The sequence below is a fragment of the Nocardiopsis sp. LOL_012 genome, from assembly GCF_048060475.1.
Classification (GTDB): domain Bacteria; phylum Actinomycetota; class Actinomycetes; order Streptosporangiales; family Streptosporangiaceae; genus Nocardiopsis.
Genome location: NZ_JBHMIV010000011.1, coordinates 94,669 through 119,821, shown reverse-complemented (window position 1 = coordinate 119,821; position 25,153 = coordinate 94,669). Strand labels below are relative to the sequence as shown.

21 protein-coding genes and 1 pseudogene are annotated in these 25,153 nt (G+C 72.7%); 14 read left to right on the top strand and 8 right to left on the bottom strand.

The features are described from left to right. Nucleotides 1–6: 6 nt before the first annotated feature. From ACFHWE_RS09735 to ACFHWE_RS09715, 5 genes and pseudogenes are all read right to left on the bottom strand, one after another. Entirely contained in the window at nt 7–630 is a 624-nt protein-coding gene (locus tag ACFHWE_RS09735) for a methyltransferase family protein (RefSeq protein ID WP_416600411.1), read from the bottom strand. Between the two features lie 52 nt (nt 631–682). After that, nucleotides 683–1,387 (bottom strand): cation diffusion facilitator family transporter, encoded by a 705-nt coding sequence (locus tag ACFHWE_RS09730; RefSeq protein ID WP_416600409.1) that lies wholly within the window; start codon nt 1,385–1,387, stop codon nt 683–685. Next, on the bottom strand, nt 1,384–1,716 hold the full coding sequence (locus ACFHWE_RS09725) for an ArsR/SmtB family transcription factor (RefSeq protein WP_416600407.1): 333 nt from the start codon (nt 1,714–1,716) through the stop codon (nt 1,384–1,386). The genes ACFHWE_RS09730 and ACFHWE_RS09725 overlap by 4 nt, the downstream gene beginning before the upstream one ends. Nucleotides 1,717–1,825: 109 nt before the next feature. Further along, nucleotides 1,826–2,176: pseudogene (locus tag ACFHWE_RS09720) on the bottom strand (SDR family oxidoreductase); the annotation flags it as partial. Between the two features lie 21 nt (nt 2,177–2,197). Then, complete coding sequence (locus ACFHWE_RS09715) at nt 2,198–3,097, bottom strand: Rieske 2Fe-2S domain-containing protein (protein WP_416600405.1); 900 nt, start codon at nt 3,095–3,097, stop codon at nt 2,198–2,200. Between the two features lie 335 nt (nt 3,098–3,432). Here ACFHWE_RS09715 and ACFHWE_RS09710 point away from each other — a divergent pair, with 335 nt between their 5' ends. The 3 genes from ACFHWE_RS09710 (at nt 3,433) to ACFHWE_RS09700 (ending at nt 8,437) form a co-directional block, all read left to right on the top strand. After that, nucleotides 3,433–4,818 carry an MFS transporter gene (locus ACFHWE_RS09710; protein WP_416600404.1) on the top strand — a complete coding sequence of 462 codons (1,386 nt, stop codon included), beginning with the start codon at nt 3,433–3,435 and terminating at the stop codon, nt 4,816–4,818. After that, nucleotides 4,815–6,908 carry a molybdopterin oxidoreductase family protein gene (locus ACFHWE_RS09705; protein WP_416600402.1) on the top strand — a complete coding sequence of 698 codons (2,094 nt, stop codon included), beginning with the start codon at nt 4,815–4,817 and terminating at the stop codon, nt 6,906–6,908. The genes ACFHWE_RS09710 and ACFHWE_RS09705 overlap by 4 nt, the downstream gene beginning before the upstream one ends. 80 nt (nt 6,909–6,988) lie before the next feature. Beyond that, complete coding sequence (locus tag ACFHWE_RS09700; protein ID WP_416600401.1) at nt 6,989–8,437, top strand: FAD-dependent oxidoreductase; 1,449 nt, start codon at nt 6,989–6,991, stop codon at nt 8,435–8,437. Nucleotides 8,438–8,595: 158 nt separating this feature from the next. Here the strand turns inward: ACFHWE_RS09700 and ACFHWE_RS09695 are convergent, their stop codons facing one another. Together ACFHWE_RS09695 and ACFHWE_RS09690 are read right to left on the bottom strand one after the other, a co-directional pair. Next, complete coding sequence (locus ACFHWE_RS09695; RefSeq protein WP_416600399.1) at nt 8,596–9,747, bottom strand: calcium/sodium antiporter; 1,152 nt, start codon at nt 9,745–9,747, stop codon at nt 8,596–8,598. 151 nt (nt 9,748–9,898) lie between these two features. Next, a complete protein-coding gene (locus ACFHWE_RS09690; protein WP_416600397.1) occupies nt 9,899–10,222 on the bottom strand; it encodes a helix-turn-helix domain-containing protein in 324 nt (107 codons plus the stop codon). 298 nt (nt 10,223–10,520) lie between these two features. Here ACFHWE_RS09690 and nirB point away from each other — a divergent pair, with 298 nt between their 5' ends. From nirB to ACFHWE_RS09640, 10 genes are all read left to right on the top strand, one after another. Next, nucleotides 10,521–13,028, top strand: coding sequence for a nitrite reductase large subunit NirB (gene nirB, locus ACFHWE_RS09685; protein WP_416600395.1), 2,508 nt, complete (start codon nt 10,521–10,523; stop codon nt 13,026–13,028). Continuing rightward, nucleotides 13,025–13,393: a nitrite reductase small subunit NirD gene (gene nirD, locus ACFHWE_RS09680; protein ID WP_416600394.1), complete on the top strand. Its 369-nt coding sequence runs from the start codon at nt 13,025–13,027 to the stop codon at nt 13,391–13,393. The genes nirB and nirD overlap by 4 nt, the downstream gene beginning before the upstream one ends. Continuing rightward, nucleotides 13,390–14,538, top strand: coding sequence for a uroporphyrinogen-III synthase (locus ACFHWE_RS09675; protein WP_416600393.1), 1,149 nt, complete (start codon nt 13,390–13,392; stop codon nt 14,536–14,538). Before nirD ends, ACFHWE_RS09675 begins: the two co-directional genes overlap by 4 nt. Then, nucleotides 14,535–15,227 carry a sirohydrochlorin chelatase gene (locus ACFHWE_RS09670; protein ID WP_416600392.1) on the top strand — a complete coding sequence of 231 codons (693 nt, stop codon included), beginning with the start codon at nt 14,535–14,537 and terminating at the stop codon, nt 15,225–15,227. Before ACFHWE_RS09675 ends, ACFHWE_RS09670 begins: the two co-directional genes overlap by 4 nt. A 269-nt stretch (nt 15,228–15,496) precedes the next feature. Then, entirely contained in the window at nt 15,497–16,186 is a 690-nt protein-coding gene (locus ACFHWE_RS09665; RefSeq protein ID WP_416600390.1) for a septal ring lytic transglycosylase RlpA family protein, read from the top strand. Between the two features lie 148 nt (nt 16,187–16,334). Next, nucleotides 16,335–19,919 carry a TM0106 family RecB-like putative nuclease gene (locus ACFHWE_RS09660; RefSeq protein WP_416600389.1) on the top strand — a complete coding sequence of 1,195 codons (3,585 nt, stop codon included), beginning with the start codon at nt 16,335–16,337 and terminating at the stop codon, nt 19,917–19,919. A gap of 120 nt (nt 19,920–20,039) precedes the next feature. Beyond that, the gene (locus tag ACFHWE_RS09655; protein ID WP_028647676.1) at nt 20,040–20,363 is read left to right on the top strand and encodes a hypothetical protein; all 324 of its coding nucleotides are present in this window, start codon (nt 20,040–20,042) and stop codon (nt 20,361–20,363) included. Between the two features lie 36 nt (nt 20,364–20,399). After that, entirely contained in the window at nt 20,400–20,825 is a 426-nt protein-coding gene (locus ACFHWE_RS09650; protein ID WP_416600387.1) for a hypothetical protein, read from the top strand. A 4-nt stretch (nt 20,826–20,829) separates the two neighbouring features. After that, the gene (locus tag ACFHWE_RS09645; protein WP_416600386.1) at nt 20,830–21,999 is read left to right on the top strand and encodes a site-specific integrase; all 1,170 of its coding nucleotides are present in this window, start codon (nt 20,830–20,832) and stop codon (nt 21,997–21,999) included. 154 nt (nt 22,000–22,153) lie between these two features. Continuing rightward, on the top strand, nt 22,154–23,455 hold the full coding sequence (locus ACFHWE_RS09640) for a hypothetical protein (RefSeq protein ID WP_416600384.1): 1,302 nt from the start codon (nt 22,154–22,156) through the stop codon (nt 23,453–23,455). Between the two features lie 70 nt (nt 23,456–23,525). Here ACFHWE_RS09640 and ACFHWE_RS09635 read toward each other — a convergent pair whose 3' ends face one another. Continuing rightward, the gene (locus ACFHWE_RS09635) at nt 23,526–24,044 is read right to left on the bottom strand and encodes a hypothetical protein (protein WP_416600383.1); all 519 of its coding nucleotides are present in this window, start codon (nt 24,042–24,044) and stop codon (nt 23,526–23,528) included. Nucleotides 24,045–24,351: 307 nt separating this feature from the next. Between ACFHWE_RS09635 and ACFHWE_RS09630 the strand changes: the two genes are divergently transcribed. Further along, nucleotides 24,352–25,098 (top strand): class I SAM-dependent methyltransferase, encoded by a 747-nt coding sequence (locus ACFHWE_RS09630; protein ID WP_416600382.1) that lies wholly within the window; start codon nt 24,352–24,354, stop codon nt 25,096–25,098. The last annotated feature ends 55 nt before the right edge of the window (nt 25,099–25,153 follow it).

The window sequence follows — 25,153 nt, the reverse complement described above, 5'->3', positions numbered from 1 at the left end:
TGTTGCTCAGGTGCCGGTCCGGTCGTCCTCCAGGCGACCCAGGAAGGGCAGGAACCGTCCGGTGCGTGCGGCGTAGGCCGCGTAGGCGCCCCCGTGGGTGCGCAGGAGGTGGGGTTCCTCGACGGCGCGGACCTGGATCTGGACGGCCGCGGTGAAGGCGGTGAGGGTGGCCAGTGACAGTACCGTCGGTACGGCGGCCGCCATGCCGACCAGGAGTACGCCCATGCCGGTGAAGACCGGGTTGCGCACCCAGGCGAAGACGCCGCCGGTGACCAGGTCGGTGTGCTCGCCTTCCTCGACACCGACGCGCCAGGAGGCGCCCATCGCCTTCTGGGAGGCCAGGACGAGGACGAGTCCGGCGGTCATGGCGGCGATTCCGCTGGCGGCGGTGACGGGGTGGAGCAGGGCCCGCGGAGCGGGCAGGAGGCCGGTCATGGCGGCGAGGGGTGCGGCCAGACCGAGCAGCAGGGCCGCGGCGAACAGGGCAGATCCCCACCATGCGGGGTTCGAGAGGGTGGTGTCGGGGCGGCGGAACCCGGTGTCGCCTGTGTGTTTCCAGGCCAGCAGGGTGCGTACACCGAAGGCCAGGACCAGGCCGGCCAGGTAGAGGAGGAGGACGGTCAGCGCCATGGGGGTCTTTCCGGGGTCGGTGCGGGGCGCGGCTTTGGCGGGGCCGCGCGGGTCAGTGGTGGCAGGAGCAGTCGGGGCCGCAGCCGCACGCGTCGGTGCCGGGGTCGGCGGCCAGGGCGATTCCGGCCGGGGCGCAGCAGCCGTCGCCCTTCCAGGCCTGGCGGCCCTCCTTGAGTGCCAGGACGGCGATGAGCAGGGCGACGGTCGGGTCGGCCCACGCCCACCCGAGCAGGGCATTGGCGAGCAGGCCCACGAGCAGGGCCGCGGACAGGTAGGCGCACAGCAGGGTCTGCTTGGAGTCGGCCACCGCCGAGGCCGAACCGAGTGCGGTCCCGGTGCGGCGCTGGGCCAGGGACAGCGCGGGCATGATCACCACCGACAGGGCGGCGACGGCGATGCCCACGGGTGAGGGGGCGGCCTCGGTGCCGCCGAGGAGGAGGGTGTGCAGGGCGTCGAGGGTGACGTAGGCGGCCAGTGCGAAGAACGACACGGCGATGACGCGCAGCGCCCGGCGTTCGCGGGACTGGCGCACCTCGGGTCGGCGGGCGGAGAACTGCCAGGCCACGGCGGCGGCCGAGGACACCTCGATGAGGGAGTCCAGACCGAAGCCGATGAGGGCGGTGGAGGAGGCGAGGGCGCCCGCGGACAGGGCGACGGCGGCTTCGACGAGGTTGTAGGCGATGGTGGCGGTGACCAGGAGGCGGATGCGTCGGGTCAGGCTCGCGCGGCGCTGGTCGGTGGGTGTTGGGGCGGTCATCGGCACGCCTCCCGGTCGTCGATGCAGGTCTGGTCGGTGTCCACGGCCAGGACGGCGGTGCGCAGGTCGTCCAGGGCGTGGGCTAGGCGGGGGTCGGCGAGTTCGTAGCGGGAGCGGCGGCCCACGGGTACGGCGACGACCAGGCCGCAGTCGCGCAGGCAGGCCAGGTGGTTGGACAGGCGGGTTCGGCTGACGTCCAGTCGTTCGGCGAGGTCGGCGGGGTGTGCGGGGCTTTCCCGCAGGGCGAGCAGGATGCGGCAGCGCAGGGGGTCGGCCAGGGCGCGGCCGAAGCGGGCCAGGGCGTCGATGTCGGTGGCGAGGGTGATCATGCCACCAGAGTACACGTTCTCCTGAATTCACGGATCTGTGAATATTTGGTCGTCCGCGCCCCACGGGTACGGCGCGGACGACCGCCGTGTGGCGGAGGGAGGGCCGACTTCAACTCGGCTGCATCTCTCCGCCGGTCGGGGCGAGGGTCTCACCCGTGTAGCAGGACGAGAGACGCCCGCTCGCGAAGAACACGTACGAAGGGGCGATCTCGTCCGGATCGGCTGCCCAGCCCATGGGCGCCTGCGCACCGAAGCCCTCGGTACCGCGCTCGCCCAGCGTCGCGGGGATCAGCGGCGTCCACACCGGCCCCGGGGCCACACAGTTCACCCGGATACCCCGACCCCGCAGGGCCTTGGACAGGGACAGGTTCATGACCGCGGACTTGCTCGCCGCGTAGTCGATCAGCGAGTCATTGCCCCGCAGACCGTTGATCGAGCCGGTGATGATGATCGCTCCCCCTCGGACACCGGCGGCCGTCTGTCACCCATCTCCTTCTCCCCCCGCCTGCCCTCCGTCTCCGCGGCGCGGGGGGAGCCCGCCGAGCCGGACCCGGACGCGGCCTCCGACCACCGCTGTCTCCAGGCTCTCCAGCGCCGCCGTCGCGGGCCCGTGGACGACCGACCCGTCGTCGACGCGGAACTCGCTGCCGTGCCACGGGCACCGCAGGCACCCGTGCACCAGGGTGCCCTCCGCCAGCGGCGCGCCCATATGGGGGCACGTCCCGAGCAGGGCACGCACGGTCGCACCCGACCGCACGACCACGACCGGCGTCCCGTCCACCGACGCCTGCTCCGACTCGCCGTCGGCGAAGTCATCGAGGGCGCCGACGTCGCTCCACTGCGCCGGTATGCGGTCGAGCAGTTGGTCCGCGTGGTTGGCGCCCACCGCCCGGTAGTAGGCGAGGTGGCCGCCGAGGGACCCACCCGCACCGACCGCGCCGAGACCTGCCAGGGCCAGGGCGAGGCCCCACCCGTCCCGGCCGCGGGCACGCGCCAGCGAGGAGGCCCCGAAAAGCAGCATCCCGCAGCCATTGGCCGCAGCGTGGACCACGCCGACGCGCTTGTGCCGCTTGTGCTCGCGGGACAGGTCGACCAGTCCGCTGAACGCGGCCGGCAGCGAGCCCAGCAGTCCGACGTTGATCAGGGCGTGCGCTCCGCGGCGGTGGTCACCGGGCAGCAGGTCCAACAGAGTCGCCGACAGCCACGCGCCCAGTGGAAGATGAACCGCGAACGGGTGCACCGGATGCCCGAGTTGGACACCGTTCACCAGGTCCCGCACGGCTCCCTCGGGCACCGTGTCAGCCAGCTCCTGGAGCCGGGCCGCCGCCGGATCGAGCCGTTCCTCGCGCTCGATCGCACGTACGCGTTCTCCGAGTCTCATGGCAGGGCCACTACCCACAGCGGCCGCCATCATGCAGGCGCAGAGCGTCTCACACCGTTTGTGAACTGGGATTTTATCCAACAAGCCCTCTTGCGCCGACGCGTCGGCCCCTGCCCGCCCCGAAGGCTCTGACCAGGAACGGAGCAGGACAACGTGGCCAACACCATATCCGCACTGTGCGCACCCCGAAACACGCAGTAAGAACGGGGTTCTCACCACGCTGATGACCTCCGGGTGAGATGACTGTTTCTCCCGTGTTACGACCGGACACCTCCAGGCAACGCGCCCTTCCTACCTTCGGTTTTGTCAACACCACCGAGTAGGAAGGGTCGGCCGTGACCCCCGAAGCCGGAACACGCACAGGCAAGCACTGGATCAGTGACTGGGATCCGGAGAACGACAGGTTCTGGAACACCACCGGCCGCCCCATCGCCAAACGCAACCTGTGGGCGTCCATCTTCTCCGAGCACATCGGCTTCTCCGTCTGGAGCTTCTGGTCGGTGCTCGCCCTGTTCATGACGCCCGCCGCCGGATTCGACTGGGCACCCGAGCAGAAGTTCCTGCTCGTGTCCATCGTCTCCCTCGTCGGCGCCGTCCTGCGCATCCCCTACACCCTGGCCGTGCCCATGTTCGGCGGGCGCAACTGGACGATCATCTCCTCGATCACCCTGCTGGTGCCCACCCTGCTGGCCATCTACCTCATCCAGCACCCCGAGACGCCCTACTGGGTGTTCGTGGCCCTGGCCGCCACCGCGGGCGTGGGTGGAGGCAACTTCTCCTCCTCCATGGCCAACATCAACTTCTTCTTCCCCGAGAAGGAGAAGGGCTGGGCCCTGGGCATGAACGCCGGCGGCGGCAACATCGGCGTCGCCACCGTCCAGCTCGTCGGCCTGGCCATCATCGCCGTCTTCACCGTCGAAGGCGGAGCGCTCGTCCCGCTGTTCTACGTACCCTTCATCCTGCTGGCCATCTGGGTGGCCTTCCGCAGCATGAACAACCTCACCAGCGCCAAGCCCGACATCAGCGCCCAACTGGCCGCCACCAAGGACCGCCACTTCTGGATGATGTCGGTGCTCTACATCGGCACGTTCGGCTCCTTCATCGGCTTCGGCTTCGCCTTCGGCCTGCTGCTGCAGAACCAGTTCGGCCTCCAGCCGCTCCAGGCCGCCATGGTCACCTTCCTCGGCCCGGCCATCGGCTCCCTCATCCGCCCCATCGGCGGCAAGATGGCCGACCGCTTCGGCGGCGCCCGCGTCACCCTGCTCAACTTCCTGGCCATGGTCGCCGGCACCGGGGTGGTCATCTTCTCCATCAACGCCGACAACCTCGCCCTGTTCGTCTCCGCGTTCATCGTGGTGTTCGTCCTCACCGGCATCGGCAACGGCTCCACCTACAAGATGATCCCCTCCATCTACGCCGCCAAGGCCCAGAACGCCATCGCCGAAGGCGCGCCCCGCGAGGAGACCCTGGCCTTCAACAAGCGCGTCTCCAGCTCCATGCTCGGCCTCATCGGCGCCATGGGAGCCCTGGGCGGCGTCGGCATCAACCTCGTCTTCCGCGAGTCCTTCGCCTCCACCGGCTCCGCCGCACCCGGCTTCATCGCCTTCCTGGTGTACTACCTGGTGTGCGCCGCCCTGACCTACCTCGTCTACATGCGCACCCCCGCCCTGACCGCCACCACCACCCAGGCCGCCACCACCACGGAGACCGCTGCACGATGACCCAGGACACGAGCACACGGACCCACTGCCCCTACTGCGCCCTGCAGTGCGCCATGCACCTGCAGCCGGGAGACGACGGCACCCTCACCGCCCGCCCGGCCGACTTCCCCACCAACCGGGGAGGCCTGTGCCGCAAGGGGTGGACCTCCGCCGAGGTGCTCACCGTCCCCGACCGCCTCACCAGGCCCCTGATGCGCAAAGACCGCAACGCGGACCTGGTCGAGGTGGACTGGGACACCGCCCTGGACCACATCGCCGAACGCCTGCTCACCCTCCGGGCGGAATCGGGTCCCGACACGGTGTCGGTGTTCGGCAGCGGCGGCCTCACCAACGAGAAGTCCTACACCCTGGGCAAGTTCGCCCGCCTGGCACTGGGCACCTCCCAGATCGACTACAACGGCCGCTTCTGCATGTCCTCGGCCGCCGCCGGCAGCGTCAAGGCCTTCGGCCTGGACCGGGGCATGCCCTTCCCCCTCACCGACGTCGGCACCTCCGAGGTCGTCCTGCTGGCCGGCGCCAACCCCGCCGAGACCATGCCCCCGATGATGGGCCACCTGTCCGCGCCCACCCTCATCGTCATCGACCCCCGCCGCTCCGCCACCGCCCAGGCCGCCCTCGCGGGCGGCGGCATGCACCTGGCCCCCCGCCCCGGCACCGACCTCGCCCTGGCCCTGGGCCTGCTGCACGCCGCCCACATCGGCGGCCACACCGACCACGACTACGTCGCCGCCCGCACCACCGACTTCGACCGCGCCTGGGAACACGCCGCCGCATGGTGGCCCGAACACACCGAGCAGGTCACCGGCGTCCCCGCCACCCAGATCCGCGCCGCCGCCGACCTCCTCGGCCGGGCCGCAGCCCACCGCTCCGCCTACATCCTCACCGGCCGCGGCACCGAACAGCACTCCAAGGGCACCGACACCGTCTCCGCCTGGATCAACCTCGCCCTGGCCCTGGGCCTGCCCGGCCGCCAGGGCAGCGGATACGGCTGCATCACCGGCCAGGGCAACGGCCAGGGCGGCCGCGAACACGGCCAGAAGGCCGACCAGCTCCCCGGCTACCGCAAGATCGACGACCCCGCCGCCCGCGCCCACGTCGCCGGCGTGTGGGGCGTGGACCCCGACACCCTGCCCGGCCCCGGACGCTCCGCCTTCGAACTCCTCGACGCCCTCGGCGACGGCGGCGGACCCCGCGCCATGCTCCTGTTCGGCTCCAACCCCGCCGTCTCCGCACCCGACGCCGACCACGTCCGCGCCCGCATCGCCTCCCTGGACTTCCTCGTCGCCGCCGACTTCGTCCTGTCCGAGACCGCCGCCATGGCCGACGTCGTCCTGCCCACCACCCAGTGGGCCGAGGAGTCGGGCACCATGACCAACCTCGAAGGGCGCATCCTGCGCCGCAACCGCGCCACAGCGCCCCCCGAAGGCGTGCGCACCGACCTGGAGATCCTCTCCGCGCTGGCCACCCGCCTGGGACAGCCCGCCCAACGCTTCCCCACCGACCCCGACACCGTCCTGGCCGAACTCGGCCGCGCCTCCTCCGGCGGCGCCGCCGACTACTCCGGCGCCACCCCCCAGCGCCTCGACGACGGCGAAGCCCTCTACTGGCCCGTACGCGCCGGCTCCGCCCCCACCCCCCGCCTGTTCCTGGACTCCTTCGCCCACCCCGACGGGCGCGCCCGCTTCCAAGCCGTCGAACACCGCCCCCCGGCCGAGGACACCGACCCCGACTACCCGCTCCTGGCCACCACCGGCCGCCTCATGGGCCACTACCAGTCCGGCGCCCAGACCCGCCGCGTCGACGAACTCACCGCCGCCGAACCCGACGCCTACGTCGAGGTCCACCCCGACACCGCCGCCCGCGCCGGACTCGCCCACGGCCAGTGGGCCCGCCTCACCTCCCGCCGCGGCCACACCCGCGCCCGCGTCAGGCTCACCCCCACCGCCCGCCTGGACACCGTCTTCGTCCCCTTCCACTACGCGGGCGAACAGGCCGCCAACAACCTCACCAACCCCGCCCTGGACCCCACCAGCCGCATGCCCGAGTTCAAGGTCGCCGCCGTGCGCCTGGAACCCGACCCCGCGCCCTGAACACCCACCGCAACCGACCACCGCCCGGCCGACGCCGCCCGGGACGCCCCATCCCACACCAGGAGGCACAGTTGAACACCATGACCAGCGCACCCACGCGCCAGATCGTGGTCGTCGGCAACGGCATGGTCGGCGCCCGCTTCGCCGAGGAGGCCGCACGCCTGGACCCCGCGGGCGAACGCGCCCACATCACCGTCGTCGGCCAGGAGAGCGAACCCGCCTACAACCGCGTCCTGCTCTCGGGCATCGTCGCTGGCGACTACACACCCGACCAGATCCGCCTGCCCGTGCCCGACACACCCGGCGTCACCGTCCGCACCGGTACCGCCGCCACCGCCATCGACACCCAACAGCGCACCCTGGCCCTGGACGACGGCACCCACCTGCCCTACGACGAACTCGTCATGGCCACCGGCGCCCGCGCCTCCCTCCCCCCCATCACCGGCGTCGCCCACCCCGACGGCACCCCCGGAGAGGGCGTCACCGCCCTGCGCGACCTCGCCGACTGCCAGCGCCTGCTGTCCCTGGTGCGCCCCGGCGCCCCCGTCGTCGTCCTGGGCGGCGGCGTCCTGGGCCTGGAAGCCGCCCGCGGACTCACCGGCCGCGGCGCCCGCGTCTCCGTCGTGGAGTCCTCGCCCTGGATCATGCGCCGCCAGATCGACAAGCCCGCCGCCAAGATCCTGGGCCACCTCTACGAGGACCTGGGCGTGACCGTCCACTCCTGGAGGGTCGCCTCCCGCTGGATCCCCGGCACCGGCCTGGAACTGGACGACGGCCGCATCCTGCCCGGCGACGTCCTCGTCGTCACCGCCGGCGTGCGCGGCAACATCGAACTGGCCAAGACCGCTGGCATCGAGACCGAACACGGCATCGTCATCGACGACCGCATGTCCACCTCCGACCCGCGCGTCCACGCCATCGGCGACTGCGCCCAGCACCCCGGCGGCGGCGCCGGACTGGTCCAGCCCGGATGGGAACAGGCCGCCGTCCTGGCCAAGCGCCTCATCGGCACCGACCCCAGCGCCGCCTACCGCGGCAGCGCACCCGTCACCCGCCTCAAGGCCGAAGGCATCGAACTCACCTCCTTCGGCACCGTCCACGAGGACGACGACCACCCCGACCTGGACACCGTCACCGTCAGCGACCCCCACGGCGGCCGCTACGCCAAACTCGTGGTCCGCGACGAACGCGTCGTCGGCGCCGTCCTGCTGGGCTTCCCCGAGGCCGCCGCCACCGTCTCCCAACTCCACGACACCGGCGTGCCCGTGCCCGCCGACCGCCTCGCCCTCGTCCAGGGCCTGCCCACCGCCGCCCCCGAGGACGGCCCCGCCGACAGCGGAGAGACCCTCGTGTGCCGCTGCAACGCCGTCACCCGCACCGACATCGAACAGGCCTGGCTGGACGGCGCCCGCGACCGCGAGGCCGTCGCCTGCGCCACCCGCGCCACCACCGGCTGCGGTGGATGCGTACGCGACGTCAACGCCCTGCTCGCCGACCTGAACTCGGGCAACCCCGCGCCCACCGGCTGACCGGTGCCAGCGCCCCGCCGCCGGGCCATAGCGGCGGGGCGTACCCCGGCCCCACCCGCGCGGCGGCGCCGCCGCGCTCCCATCAGAAGGGGGCAGGGCCCCGCCTTGCACGGCGCAGCCCTGCCCCGGGCCAGGCGACCAGGGGCCGCCCCGCTCCCTCAGTCCCCGTCCACCGCCACAGGAGCGGCGGACTCCGAGCGGCCTCCTCCCCGCTGCCGGGTCGTCCACTCGTACACGGCCACCGACACCAGCCACAGCGCGGTGATCGGGATGACGAACCACAGCATCGCCGCGCTGTAGGGCAGCAGCGCCGCGTGGTCGGTGGCCTCCAGCACCAGGTAGGCGATGTAGGCGGCGTAGAACCCCACCAGCAGCGCGCCCTCCCAGCGCGCCACGCCCAGACGGGTCAGGGAGAGCGGCAGCAGCACCAGCGCCACCGCCACCATGATCGGCAGGTCGAAGCGCAGCGCCTCGGGCGCCACCGCGATCCCCGAGGGCGCCACCACCGCCGTCAGGCCCAGCACCGCACCGATGTTGAACAGGTTGCTGCCCACGACGTTGCCCACCGCCATGTCGCGCTCGCCCCGCACCACCGCCACCACACACGTCACCAGCTCCGGCAGGGACGTACCGATGGCGACCACGGTCAGCCCGATGAGCAGGTCGCTCACCCCCAGCGCCGCGGCGATCTCGCTGGCCCCGTACACCAGCAGCCGCGCACCGCCCACCAGCAGGGCCGTGCCCAGCAGCACCAGCCCCACATCCACCAGGACCCGCCGCGCCCGCCCGCCGGAGCGCTCCGGCCCGGAACCGTCGTCGGCCTCACCGCCGCCCTCCTCCTCGGGGGCGGCAGCGGCGCGCCGACGGGAAACCACCACCGTGACCGTGATGTAGACCGCCAGGGCAGCGACCAGCACCACGCCGTCCAGGCGCCCCACCGTGCCGTCCAGCGCCATCACCAGCACCACCACCGACAGCAGCACCATCACCGGGATGTCGGTGCGCACCACCTGGGAGCGCACCAGCAGCGGCACGAACAGCGCCGCCGCCCCCAGGACGAACAGGACGTTGGCGATGTTGCTACCCACGACGTTGCCCACGGCCAGCCCCGGGTATCCCGACAGCGCGGCCCCGGTGCTGACGGCCAGCTCCGGCGCCGACGTGGTGAAGGACACCACGGTCAACCCCACGACCAGCGAGGACATGCCCAACGTCCGGGCCAGGGAGCCGGCCCCCCGGACGAGCGACTCCCCTCCGACGACCAACAGTACGAACCCCGCCAACAGGGCGAGAAACACTACAGCGTCCACAGGAGCCTTTCCGTTCCTACCGCATCCGCGCTCGACATACCCAACGGTAGGGGTTTCTCCCCCCGGGAGAGGCCCCGATGCCCCGATTCGCAGGGGCTCCGCGCCCACGGGGGCGGGCACCGGGCGGGGGAGCGGCAGCCCGCTCACACCGTCAGCAGGCCTCCAGCCGGTCCGTGCTCACGGTGTAACTGCACCCGTCGAAGTCCGCGGTGAGCCTGAGCTCGCCTCCGAGCGCACGCACATAGCGCGCGATCGCCTCGACGGTGAACACCTCTTCGATCTGACTGACACGCCCCTTGGTCACACCCATCCGCCCGGCCACGTCGGCCTGGGTCAGACCGCGCTCCTCGCGGATCCGGACGAGCCACTGCGCGTCGGCCCTGGCCAGCAGCTCCCGCCGACGCTTCTCCGCCTCCTGCGGCCCTCCCACACGGTCGACGTACCCGTCACGGTCCCATGCGCTGTATCCGCTCATCGCTCCTCCTCCTTGGACCGCCGCTCCACGTATTCGTGGAACCTGCGCTCGGCCGTCGGGACGGCCCGGTCATACCACCGATCCCCCGCCCGATCAGTGACCGCCACCACACCCACCCCGCCCCACCACCCCCGACACCCACCGCAGTGACCCACGCCACCCCACCGATCACGCATCTCTCACCTGCGGTGACAGCACAACGAAACGTGGCCGTCACAATCGCCTGACGCGCGGGTAACACCCTCCCGGTTGCCTGAAACACAGACACCGCCCCGCACCCGTCAGGAGCCCGCACCCCATGGAAGAACTCGTCGTCATCGGCAACGGCATGGTCGGCCACCGACTTCTGGAGGCCCTCCGCGACCGCGACACCGACCACCAGTGGCACACCACCATCGTCGGCGAGGAACCCCGCACCGCCTACGACCGCGTCGCCCTGTCCTCCTACTTCGACGGCGCCACCGCCGACGACCTCTCCCTGGGCGAGCAGACCGGCGACCACCTCGACGTGCACGTGTCCGAACGCGCCAGCGCCATCGACCGCGCCGCGCGCACCGTCACCACCGACAGCGGCCGCACCCTGCCCTACGACCGCCTCGTCCTGGCCACCGGGTCCACCCCCTTCGTCCCCCCCATCCCCGGACACGACCTGCCCGGCTGCCACGTCTACCGCACCATCGAAGACCTCGACCACATCACCGCCTCCGCCAAGGACGCCAGCACCGGCGTCGTCATCGGCGGCGGCCTGCTGGGACTGGAAGCGGCCAACGCCCTGCGCCTGCTCGGCCTCAACGCCCACGTCGTCGAACTCGCCCCCCACCTCATGCCCGCCCAGATCGACGAAGGCGCCGGCGCCCTGCTCAAGAACCTGGTCAGCGACCTGGGCGTCACCGTCCACACCGGCGCCGCCACCACCGCCATCGAAGCGGGCCCCAACGGCCGCGCCGCCCGCCTGCTCCTGGACGACGGCACCCACCTGGACGCCGACATGGTGGTCTTCTCCGTCGGCATCCGCCCCCGCGACGACCTCGCCCGCTCCAGCGACCTGGCCCTGGGCGAACGCGGCGGCATCGCCATCGACGACACCTGCACCACCAGCGACCCCCACATCTACGCCATCGGCGAGGCCGCCAACCACAACGGCACCGTCTACGGCCTCATCGCACCCGGCAACGCCATGGCCGAGGTCGTCGCCGACCGCCTCCTGGGCGGCGAAGCCACCTTCACCGGAGCCGACACCTCCACCAAGCTCAAGCTCCTGGGCGTGGACGTGGCCAGCTTCGGCGACGCCCACGGCCGCACCGAAGGCGCCCTCGACGTCGTGGTCAACGACGCCGCCAGCGGCCGCTACGCCAAGATCGTCATCTCCGACGACGCCACCACCCTCCTGGGCGGCATCCTCGTCGGCGACGCCTCCGCCTACGCCACCCTGCGCCCCCTGGTCGGCTCCCCCCTGCCCGGCGACCCCCTCGCCCTCATCACCCCCGACGGCGGTGCCGCCATCGGCGCCGACGCCCTGCCCGACGACGCGCAGATCTGCTCCTGCAACGCCGTCACCAAGGGCGCCATCTGCTCAGCCATCGACGAGGGCCACCACGACGTGCCCGCCCTCAAGGCCTGCACCAAGGCCGGCACCAGTTGCGGCTCGTGCGTACCCATGCTCAAGCAGCTCCTGGACCAGGCCGGAATCGAACAGTCCAAGGCCCTGTGCGAACACTTCCCCCAGTCGCGCGCCGAACTCGTCGAGATCATCCAGGCCACCAACACCACGACCTTCTCCGCCCTCATCGAGGCCCACGGCACCGGCCACGGCTGCGACATCTGCAAGCCCGCCGTCGCCTCCATCCTCGCCTCCCTGGGCAACGGCCACATCCTCGACGGCGAACAGGCCACCCTCCAGGACACCAACGACCGCTACCTCGCCAACATGCAGCGCAACGGCACCTACTCCGTCGTGCCCCGCATCCCCGGCGGCGAGATCACCCCCGACAAGCTCATCGTCATCGGCGAGGTCGCCCGCGACTTCAACCTCTACACCAAGATCACCGGCGGCCAGCGCATCGACCTCTTCGGCGCCCGCCTCGAACAACTGCCCGCCATCTGGGCCCGCCTCGTCCACGCCGGCTTCGAATCCGGCCACGCCTACGGCAAGTCCCTGCGCACCGTCAAGTCCTGCGTGGGCACCACCTGGTGCCGCTACGGCGTCCAGGACTCCGTCGGCCTGGCCATCCGCCTCGAAGAGCGCTACCGCGGCCTGCGCTCACCCCACAAGCTCAAGTCCGCCGTCTCCGGATGCGCCCGCGAATGCGCCGAAGCCCGCGGCAAGGACTTCGGCGTCATCGCCACCGACAACGGCTGGAACCTCTACGTCGGCGGCAACGGCGGCTTCACCCCCCGCCACGCCGAACTCCTCGCCTCGGACCTGGACGAGGAAACCCTCATCCGCTACATCGACCGGTTCCTGATGTTCTACATCCGCACCGCCGACCGCCTCCAGCGCACCGCACCCTGGATCGAAGCCCTCGAAGGCGGCCTCGACCACCTCCGCGACGTCGTCGTCAACGACTCCCTCGGCATCGGCGAAGAGCTCGAACAGGCCATGGAGCGCCACGTCGCCGGCTACAGCGACGAATGGGCCGACGTCCTCGCCGACCCCGACAAGCTCTCCCGCTTCGTCTCCTTCGCCAACGCCCCCGACACGCCCGACCCCACCATCACCTTCACCACCGAACGCGACCAGCCCATCCCCGGCACACCCCTCAACCTCGGCATGCCCGCCGCCCGACCCCAGGAGGCCACCCGATGACCACCGCCACCGACACCGACACCTGGATCAACGCCTGCCCCGCCCAGCGCCTGGCACCCGCCGACGGCGTCGCCGTCCTCCTGCCCAACGGCCGCCAGGCCGCCCTCTTCCGCACCCGCGACGACGAACTGTACGCGGTCGACAACATCGACCCCTTCACCCACGCGGCCGTCCTCTCACGCGGTATCGTCGGCGACCGCGCCGGAGAACCCACCATCGCCTCGCCCATGCTCAAGAACGTCTTCTCCCTGCGCACCGGGCAGAGCCTGGACGAGCCCGACACCCGTCTGACCACCTGGCCCGTACGCACCACCGGCGACACCATCCAGATCCGCACCCGCGCCAGCGAAGAGGAAACACCGTGACCAGCAGCGTGCCCACCGCACCCGCACCGCCCACTACCGCGCCACTGGCCGGGTTCACCGTCGCCGTCACCGCCGCCCGCCGCGCCGACGAACTCACCGCACTGCTGCGCCGCAAAGGCGCCGAGGTCGTCGCCGCACCCGCCCTGCGCATCGTCCCCCTCAGCGACGACCAGCGCCTGGCCGCGGTCTCCACCGAACTCACCCGCCGCCCCGCCGACGTCGTCATCGCCACCACCGGCATCGGCTTCCGCGGCTGGATCGAGGCCTGCGAGACCTGGGGCATGGCCGAACCCCTCCTGGCCGCCATGCGCGGCTCCCGCGTCCTGGCCCGCGGCCCCAAGGCCAAGGGCGCCATCCGCGCCGCCGGCCTCAACGAGGAGTGGTCGCCCCCCTCCGAATCCTCCGCCGAAGTCCTCGACTACCTCCTCGACAAAGGCGTCGAAGGACTGCGCGTGGCCATCCAGCTCCACGGCGAACCCCTGCCCGACTTCACCGCCGCACTGCGCCTGGCCGGGGCCGAGGTCGTCGAGGTCCCCGTCTACCGCTGGACCCAGCCAGCCGACACCGCCCCCCTGGACCGCCTCATCGACACCATCACCGGCGGTGGCGTCGACGCCGTCACCTTCACCAGCGCACCCGCCGCCGCCGGGCTCCTCCAGCGCGCCCACACCCTCGACCAGCGCAGCGCCCTGGTCAACGCCCTGCGCGGCGACGTCCTGGCCATGTGCGTGGGCCCGGTCACCGCCCGCCCCCTCATGGCCCACGACATCCCCACCGTGTGGCCCCAACGCGCCCGCATCGGAGCCCAGGTCCGCAAACTCACCGAAGAGCTGCCCGCCCGCTTCCCCACACTCCACGTCGCCGGACACCGCCTGCGCCTGCGCGGACACGCCGTCCTCGTCGACGGCGCCGTCCACGCCCTCTCACCCACCCTCATGCGCCTCATGCGCGAACTCGCCCGCCGCCCCGGCCAGGTCCGAGACCGTACCCACCTGCTCACCTGTCTGGGCGAGGACGCCGACGCCCACGCCGTGGAGACCGCCGTGGCCCGCCTGCGCACCGCCCTGGGCGACGCCAAGATCATCCAGACCGTCGTCAAGCGCGGCTACCGTCTAGCCCTGGACACCGACGAATGCAGCCGTTGAACCGACACCCCGCCCTCATCCTGGCCGTGCACGGCACCCGCCGCCCCCACGGCACCGCCATCGCCCACTCCCTGGCCCTGCGCGTCGCCGAGATCACCCGCCAGCCCACCCACCTGGCCTTCGCCGACGTCCTCACCCCCACCGTCGGCGACGTCGCGGCCGCCACCCCCGGCCCCCTCGTGGTCGTCCCCGCCTTCCTCGCCAGCGGCTACCACGTGCGCACCGACATCCCCGAACAGCTCGCCCACGCCGGACGCGCCGACGCCGTCCTCACCCCCGCCCTGGGCCACCACCCCGCCCTCACCGACACCGCCGTGCGCCGCCTCACCCAGGCCGGGTACCGCCCCGGCGACGCCGTCGTCCTGGCCTGCGCCGGCACCTCCGACACCCGGGCCAAGGCCGAGCTGAACACCGCCGCACGCGCCCTGGCCACCCGCCTGGGCACCCCCGTCACCTGCGGCTACATCGCCACCGGCACCCCCACCGTCGCCGACCAGGTCGAGCGCCTGCGCGCCCAGGGCCACCAGCGCGTGGCCATCGCCTCCTGGCTGCTCGCCCCCGGCCTGTTCCACGACCGCCTCGCCCACTGCGGAGCCGACGCCGTGGCCGCCCCCCTGTGCCCCGACCCGGGCATCGCCCACGCCGTGGCCGAGCGCTACCGCCAGGCCGCCATCCCCCAGCCGGTCTGAGCGCACCGGTCGGCGGGGCGGGGGAGCGGCCCGCCCCGCCGCCGTGAGAAGTTCCACAAACCCCCCCTTTCGGGTACTGTTACCTGCGCGTGACCCCTTAGGCTCAGCGGCCAGACCCCGCGCGAGCACACACCCGACGTCGGCGGTCACGGCCGAGCCCGCCGCGCCCCACCCGGGGCCCGCACCGCGAACGCCCCCTGCCACGCCACCCGCAGGAGCACCCACCGCGGCGGCCGCACACCCCGTCGCCACCTTCTGCGAGGACCACCGTGGGCCCACACACCGACACACACCACACCGCCGCACAGCCGCCGACCGAACCCCACCCCGCACCCGGGCCCCGCCAGGCCGCCGCGCGCAAACGCAGAAGACGCACCGCCGCCATCACCACCGCGGCAGCAGGCGCCGTCCTCCTCCTAGGCGGCACCGCCACCGCCGCCGTCCTGCTCACCGACCCCGACCAGGCCACCAGCGCCACCCTGGTCCCCGAGGCCGACCCCGACCCCCTCACCAGCGCCGCCTCACCCGACCCCGACGCCGCCCAGCAGGCCCGGCAGGCCACCGAACAGGCCCACCAGAGCGCCACCGCCCAGGGCCCCGCCCTGCCCCCCGCCGAACCCGACCCGGCCCCCGCCGCAGGCGGGGGAGAGGACCCACAGCCCACCGGCCAGGGCGGCACATGCCAGGCCTCCCACTACGGCGCCGAGCTCGCCGGATCGGCCACCGCCAACGGCGAGACCTTCGACCCCAGCGCCCTGACCGCCGCCCACAAGACCCTGCCCTTCAACACCATGGTCCAGGTCACCAACCCCGGCACTGGCGCCTCCGTCACCGTGCGCATCAACGACCGCGGCCCCTTCATCAGCGGACGCTGCCTCGACCTGTCCACCACCGCCTTCGAACAGATCTTCCCCATCTCCGCCGGGGTGGGCACCGTCGACTGGCAGGTCGTCGGCTGACCGGACCCGCCACCGCCCCACGGCGCCCCGCCCTTCCCCCCGGGAGGCGGGGCGCCGCGCTGCGCCACCCTCCGCCGACCACCCCGCACCGGTCACCCCGACGTGGCACAATCCCTCCCACCACACCACCACCAGGAGGGCCTCCGCGTTGTTCCGCACCACCACCGGCTGGGTCGTCTCACCCAGCGACCTCGTCGACACCCTGGAGTGCGACCACCGCAGCGCCCTCAAAGCCGCCCTGGCCGCCCACACCCCCGGAGCCCCCACACCGGAGGACATCGACCCCCTCATCGCCCAACACGGCCACGACCACGAACACGCCGAACTCGACCGCCTCACCACCCTGCTGGGCCCCGACCTGGTCCGCATCAGCCCACCCGAACCCGACGACGCCTCCCTGACCCAAGCCGCCAAAGCCACCACCGCCGCCATGGACGCCGGCGCCCCCGCCATCTACCAGGGCTGCTTCCACCACCCCCTCACCGACACCGTCGCCTTCCACGGCCGCGCCGATTTCCTCATCCGCTCCGACCTCGACCCCGCCACCGGCCGGCCCCGCCCCCACCACGACGGCCCCCACACCTACGAACCCTGGGACACCAAACTCGCCCACCGCCCCGGCCCCGACGCCGTCGTCCAACTCACCGCCTACGCCCACGCCACCGGCCACACCGCCGGCCGCACACCCGCACACATGCACCTGCTCACCGGCGACGGCCGCACCCACACCCTGCCCACCCACGACTTCCTCCCCGTCCTGGACCGCCTCACCCAGCGCCTCACCACCCGCCTGGCCCGCCCCCCTGCCCTGCCCACCCCCACCTGGGGCCAGCCCCGACCCGCCTGCGAAGGCTGCGGCTACGCCACCTGGTGCGGCCAAGGACGCACCGCCGCCCGCCACCTGTCCCTGGTCGCCGGCCTGCGCACCGACCAGGCCACCAAACTCACCACTGCCGGAGTGCACACCATCGACGCCCTGGCCGCCGCACGCGACGACCAGCGCCCCGCCACCCTGCCCCAGCGCACCTTCGACCAACTGCGCGCCCAAGCCGCCCTCCAGGTCCGCCAGGACACCACCCGCACCCCCGCCGACCCCCAGGGCACCGTCACCGCCGAAGTGTTCGCCCCCGACGGCCTGGCGAGCCTGCCCGCCCCCAGCCCCGGCGACCTCTTCTTCGACATGGAGGGCTACCCCTACCACTCACGCGACGACGGCCGCGGCCTGGAATACCTCTTCGGCGCCACCACCGAGGACGAGCACGGCCACGAGACCTTCCACGCCTTCTGGGCCCACGACCGCGCCCAGGAGAAACAGGCCCTGGAGGACTTCGTCGACTTCGCATGCCGCCGCATCGACACCGACGAGAACGCCCACATCTACCACTACGCCTCCTACGAGGCCGACCGCCTCAAACACCTCAGCTCCGAATACGCCACCCGCGAAGAGGAGGTCAACCGCCTCCTGCGCGAGAACCGCCTCATCGACCTGTACACCGTCGTCCGCAAGAGCCTGCGCGTCTCCCAGCGCTCCTACTCCATCAAATACCTTGAACCCCTCTACCTGCCCGCCACCCGCAGCGGCGGCGTCACCACCGCCACCTCCTCCATCGACGCCTACGCCGCCTACCAGGCCGCCCACCGCGGCGGCGACCACCGCACCGCCACCCGCATCCTGGACGACATCGCCGCCTACAACCGCGACGACTGCCACTCCACCGCCCGCCTGCGCGACTGGCTCGAAGAACACCGCACCCGCCAGGGCATCACCGGCCGCCCCCCGACCCAGATCGAACTCACCGAGGACGACGCCGAACGCGCCCGCAAACGCGCCGAGAAACAGGCCCGCCTGGACGCCCTCACCCAACCCCTGCTCGCCGACGTCCCCACCGCCCCCGCCGACCGCGACGACGACGCCCGCACCCGCGCCACACTCGCCGCCCTCGTGGGCTACTACCAGCGCGAGAACCTCCCGCCCTGGCGCGAGCACTACCGCCGCACCAGCGCACCCCTGACCGACCTGGAGACCGACACCGACTGCGCCGTCCCCTGGCGCGTCCGCACGGGGGAGTGGATCCCCCCCACCGGACGCCAGCGCAAGGCCCGCCGCGAGATCACCATGCGCCTGGACACCGCCCACCCCCACCCCTTCACCCCCGGACAGGACGTCCACCTGCTCTACCCCGCCGCCCCCGGACACAACGCCACCACCACCCAGGCCACCGTCACCGACACCGCCGCCGACACCCTCACCCTCACCGAGACCGGCGACCCCGACACCACCACCTCCCGACCCCCCATCGCCGTCCTACCCGGCGCCCCCGTCAACCCCCGCCCCAAGGACGGCGCCCTCGAACTCACCGCACGCACCGCCGTCGACACCCTCCCCGGCTGGCCCCACCACCCCGGCCTGGACGTCCTGCGCCGCACCCCGCCCCGCCTCACCCACCGCGGCCCCCTCCCCGCACCCGCCGACCACGGCGGCGACCCCATCACCGCCGCCCTGGCCGCCGCCGACGCCCTCGACCACTCCTACCTCGCCGTCCAGGGCCCGCCCGGCGCCGGCAAGACCTACCTGGCCGCCCAACTCATCACCCACCTGGCCCGCCAGGGCCGCACCATCGGCGTCTGCTCCACCAGCCACAAAGCCGTCGAGAACCTCATGCACGCCGCCCTGGAGACCGCCACCACCGCCGGCGTCAACCTGCCCGCCGCCAAACGCGCCAAGAACACCAAGAAGGACGCCACCGAACCCGCACCGCCCTGGGACCAGCCCGCCACCCCCCAGGCCCTGGCCCGCTGGCGCACCCAGCACACCGCCCAAGGCCGCCCCACACTCATCGGCGGCACCGCCTGGGCCATGACCAACGCCGCCATGGTCGCCGACCCCCTCGACGTCCTCATCATCGACGAAGCCGGACAGTTCGCCCTCGCCGACACCCTCGCCGCCTCCGCCGCCGCCCACAACCTCGTCCTGCTCGGCGACCCCCGCCAACTGCCCCAGGTCGTCCAGGGCACCCACGGCGAAGGCGCCGACGCCTCCGCCCTCCAACACCTCATGGGCACCGCCCCCCTCATCGACCCCGCACGCGGCTACTTCCTCGACCAGACCCGCCGCATGCACCCCGACGTCTGCCAAGCCGTCTCCGACCTGTCCTACCAAGGACACCTGCACGCCCACCCCACCACCACCCAGCGCACCCTCACACCCACCCCACCCGGCATCTACACCCACCCCGTCACCCACACCGGCCGCACCACCCACAGCCCCGAAGAGACCGACGCCGTCGTCGCCCTCGCCCGCACCCTCACCACCCACCGCCTCACCGACGGCCCCGACCACACCCCCCGCCCCCTCACCGGCACCGACATCCTCGTCGTCGCCCCCTACAACCTCCAAGTACGCGCCCTGCGCCGAGCCCTGGCCCAAGCCGCCCGCACCACCCCCGCACTGGAGGGCATCCGCGTGGGCACCGTCGACCGCTTCCAAGGCCAGGAGGCCGCCGCCGTCATCTGCTCCATGACCGCCTCCAACGCCGCCGACACCACCCGCGGCCCCGCCTTCGTCCTGGACCGCAACCGCCTCAACGTCGCCCTCTCCCGAGCCCGCCTCCTCGCCGTCCTCACCTACTCGCCCGACCTGCTCGCCACCACACCCCGCACCGTCGACGAACTGCGCCTGCTCGCCGGCTTCACCCGCCTGACCACCGGCGCCCGGCCCTGGCCCCACACCTGACCCCCGGCCGGTCCCACCCACCGGCACCGGTGGAGTACGTTTTAACCAACGCGCCCCGGCCGCGGGCGCACCCACCGAACCCCGGACCGCCACACGCTCCGAAAGGCACCAACGGCCCCCGTGTCTGACCGTCCTCCCGCACCCAGCGGCGGCCACAACACCCGCCACCCCACCGGCATCCGCGTCGTCCTGGCCCTGCTGGCCCTGGCCGCACTCGCCCTGGGACCCACCGGCTACCTCATGGGACTGCGCGCCGTCGACCACGACGGCTCGGCCGCCGAATGGTTCACCCTCGCCTTCGCCGCCGCCGTCGGCCTGCCCTTCCTCGCCGCCGCCGTCGCCACCGTCGCCGGAGACCGCCGCGGCGCCCTGTGGTCCCTGACCCTGCTGGCCTGGCCCGTGGTGTTCGTGTCGGCCCTGCACCTGACCGGCTGGGGCCGGTAACCTGCCCACCACCGCCCCAGGCCAGGAGGACCACCCGTGCCCGACCACCACCCCTCCCACGCCGAGGAGGCAGCCCCGACCCGCCCGCGCCGCACCCCCCTCATCATCAAGGACCCGCCCGACCGGCGCCTGACCGCACTGTGGATCCTCCTGGGCCTGACCTGGCTCATCGGCACCCCCGCCAGCCTGGCCGCCCTGCTGTTCAACACCATGGACGCCACCCTCCACCCGGCCGCCCCCGGCAGCACCGCCCCCCTCACCGCGCTGCGCACCTCCCTGGCCGCCCTGCTCCTGACCGGCCTGGCCCTGCCCGCCTGCGCCGCCGCCACCGCCGCCCTCACCCGCCGCCCCGTCCCCGCCCTGCTCTTCACCGCCGCCCTGGCCCTGACCGCCACCCCCCTCCTGCTCACCGTCACCCCCGCCGAACTGTGGGCCGCCCTGACCACCGACCTCACCCCCTGAGCCCGTGCGCACCCCAGAGACCACCGACCTGCCCGCCCCCGTCCTCCAACGCCTGGAGGACACCGGCCACGCCGCCCTCATCGACACCCGCACCCTGCACCAGGTCCGCGAACGCTTCGACACCGAACAGGCCCACACCCTGGGCCGCTACCTGGCCGGCGCCCAGTCGCCCAACACCCTGCGCGCCTACCGCACCGACTGGACCGCCTTCACCGCCTGGTGCCTGACCCAAAGCCGCCGCTCCCTGCCCGCCGACCCCGTCGACGTGGCCGTCTACCTCGCCACCTGCGCCGCCGCGCGCACCCCCGACGGCACCGGCTGGGCCCTGGCACCGGCCACCCTGGAACGCCGCAGCGCCGCCATCGCCGCCGTCCACGCCGCCCACGGCCTGCCCGCCCCCACCCGCGCCGACGTCGTACGCATGACCCTGCGCGGCATCCGCCGCACCCGCAAGGCCCGCCCCGCACGCAAGAACCCCGTCGACCTGCCCACTCTCGAAGCCCTCCTGGCCGTACGCCCCCCCGACACCCACCCCACCCGCCCCGCACGCCGACGCGACACCGTCCTGCTCCTGACCGGCTTCGCCGGCGCCCTGCGCCGCACCGAACTGGCCGCCCTCACCCTGGACGACCTGCGGATACACACCGACACCGCCACCGGCGCCCCCGCCCTGCTCGTGCGTATCACCCACTCCAAGACCGATCAGGACGGCCGCCACGCACCCACCGTCGCCCTGCCGCGCGGACGCCACCGCACCACCTGCCCCGTGTGCGCCCTCGCCGACTGGACCGACCAGCTCGCCCACACCGCCCACGACCAGCCCCCCACCGCCGCACACCGCTGCCAGGACCTGGACGCCGTCCCCCTCGCCGACGGCACCGGCCGCCCCCTGCTGCCCACCATCGACCGCCACGGCCGCGTCTCCACCCGCCCCATGTCCGGACGCGCCGTCGGCGAAGTCGTCAAACGCTACGCCCGCCGCGCCGGCCTGGACCCCGACGCCTTCGGCGGCCACTCCCTGCGCGCCGGCTTCGCCACCCAGGCCGCCCTGTCCGGAGCCACCGACCGCGAGATCATGCGCCAGGGCCGCTGGACCAACCCGCGCACCGTCCACGACTACATCCGCACCGCCAACCCCCTCGACGACAACGCCGTCACCCGCCTGGGCCTGTGAGGGGCCGGGCACCCACCGCGGGCCACGCCGCGACCACACCCGCATATCAGATCGCCAACGAAACCTCCGATCGAACACAAAAAAGTACGTTAACGTTCGATCCACCGCTGACCAGTACATTAGGTTTGTTCGTGTCGAGAAAGGGGACGGTCTCATGGTCGACGAGTTTCGCGCCGCATTCCAGGAGCTGATCGACGCCTCCGTCGCCACCGACCCCCAACACTTCCCCCCTGCGGTACGCAAGGTCTACACCCTCGCCACGCAGATCCCCGTGGACGAACGCGAACTCGCCCTCGAAGCCCTCACCCCCCTCATCTCCGGCAACCACGCCGCCCCCGGCATCCTCGCCGACCTCTCCGTCATCGCCGGCGCCCTCGTCGAAATGGGCACCGACCCCGGCCCCACCGGCATCGAGATCCTCCACCGCCTGCGCTCCATGGGCCGCGGCGCCATCGTCTTCGCCCGCGCCTGGGAACACACCGGCCCCGACGCACCCCCCGACCCCGACAGCGTCACCGCCCAAGCCGAGGAGCGCGTCGCCGCCGACCTGGGCACCGACGCCCCCGGCGCCACCATGTGCTGGTGGACCATCCGCCGCCACGGCCTGGCCGCGCGCACCATGCTCAGCCACACCAGCGTGCGCAGCCACATCAGACGCGACCCCGCCCTGCACGCCGAACTCGTCGCCATCGCCAACCAGCTCAGCGCCCACCTGCCCGAATTCGACGACATCCGCGCCCTGCTGCGCATGGCCGAGGCCACCAACGCCCTGGTCCTGGACCGCGCCTCCCGCCGCGCCTTCCGCGTCCTCTTCGACGGCATCGGCGACAACTTCCAACTCCACACCCTGCTCGCCGACGCCCTCATCGGCCCCGGCGGCCAGGGCCTGGAAGGGGACCCCCCCGACCCGCGATGGAGCGCCGCCTACCGCGACGGCGACGTCCACCCCCAGGCCCGCACCGTCCGCGGATGGTGGAACCTGGTCGCCCACGACGGCAGTTGGGTGTGGAACGAGGGCATGCCCGCCGAGATCCCCTCACTGGACGGCGAACGCGTCCTCATCCTCGACGAACAGCCCTACCCCCGCTCCTGGAACGCCGGACGCCGCCACAGCCACGTGCACGGCTGGCTGGAGGTGGAATCGGAACTGCCCGACGAGGAGGCCGCCCAGTGGTGGCGGCGCATCGCCCCCTCCGAACCCGCCCTGCCCTCCCAGGACCCCACCCCGCTGCCCGAACCCGTCGCCTGGACCGCCGAACCCGAGACGGCCGCCCCCGCACCGCTGCCCGAACCCGAACCGGCCCCCGCCCCGGAACCCGAACCGGCCACCACCCTCATTCCCGCGGTACCCGCCGAAGACGAACCCGTCCGGCCCCACCCCCGCGGCTCGACGTTCCTGCCGCCCATGCCCAAGGACGTCTCCCGCAGCTCCTCTTGGGGCCCCACCTGGCGCTGAGCCCGCACCCAGCACGCGGCCGCCGCACCCCACGGGTACGGCGGCCCACGGACGAGGCGGCGAGCGGGACCTACCCGACCGCGTGCCGCCCTCCCGGCGCGGAGGACACGTCCGTGGAACGGCGCCCCCCGCCCTCCTCGTAGAGGCCCTCGAAGTACTCCTCCGTGGTCACCTCGTCGTCCTCCTCCTCACCCCGCCAGCGCGCACCCGAGAACACCGGCGCCACCAGCACCACCACCAGCGGGACGAACACCCCCAGCGGAAGCAGCGACAGCGCCCCCTCCGCACCGGGAAGCGACTCCGGTAGGCGCTCCAACAGGTCCGCCCGCACCAGCGACAGCACACTGAGCCCGCCCACCGCCAGGGCAGAGACCAGCGCCGCCATGGGCGTCAGCCGCGAGGGGACCACCAGCAGGGCCACCACCAGCCCCACACCGGCCAGGCCCGCCAGCGCCACCGGAGCGGACCCCTCCCACACGGGCGCACCGGAGGCGTACACGCCTTTGAGGCGGGGGAACACCCACCCGCAGGCGAGCACCAGCACAGGGCCCAGAATCAGACCGAACAGGAAGCCGACAACATGTCGCACGGGGGGTGCTCCTCTCAACGGTTGGGTGCACCCTAGCGTCAAAAAGCCGTAACAGCACGCAAAGCCACCCAACGCGTCCGTCGAGTCACCGCACGCCACCACGCGAACCCGCCAACTCCTCCGGCCCGCACCCCCAGCACCCGGCCGCTCACCGGCACCGACACCAACGCCTCACGCAGCCCCTCGATCGCCGCCACCACAACACACCCGAACCACCACCAAAACCCCACCGCCAGCACAGAAAGCCGCCACACTGCTACTTTCTGCACCCACAACACGCACACACCACCCACGTGGGGACGCAGACATGGCCACCACCCTCGACCACATCCTCGACCTCTACCGCACCCACCGCGACGACCTCGCCCGCCTACGCCAGGCCCAACGCCACCACCACCGCACCGCCGACCCCGCCATGACCCCCCAACTCGACGACATCGAAGCCGAGATCACCTACCTCCTCATCCGCCACCACACCCCCCGCAACGTCGTCGAGATCGGCACCTACTACGGCTGGTCCACCACCTGGATCCTCGCCGCCCTGCGCGACAACGGCACCGGCCACCTCCACTCCTTCGACATCGTCGACCACGCCCCCCGCCACGTCCCCCACGACCTGGCCGCCACCCGCTGGACCTTCACCAAAGGCGACGTGCGCACCAACACCCACCTGCTGCCCTCACCCACCGACTACCTGTTCATCGACGCCGCCCACAACGGCCGCTTCGCCCGCTGGTACACCCGCGACCTCCTGCCCACACTCGCCCCCCGCACCCCCGTCAGCGTCCACGACGTCTTCCACCAGCGCCACACCCTGCCCTTCACCGAAGGCGCCGTCGTCCTCAACTGGCTCACCGCCCACACCACCGACTACTTCACCGCCTCCGCCGCCCGCGCACCCCACCACCACCAGGCCATCACCGACCTCAAAAAGGAACTCGGCCTGCACACCCCCGTACACACACCCGGACGCAACCCCATGATCTACTTCCACACCCCCCAACCCGCCCCAAACCGCACCACCACCGCCCCCCACACCACCCGCACCGCCTGACCCCGCACAACACCAAGGGCGGTGCCACGCACCGCCCCCCACACGCACCGCCCAC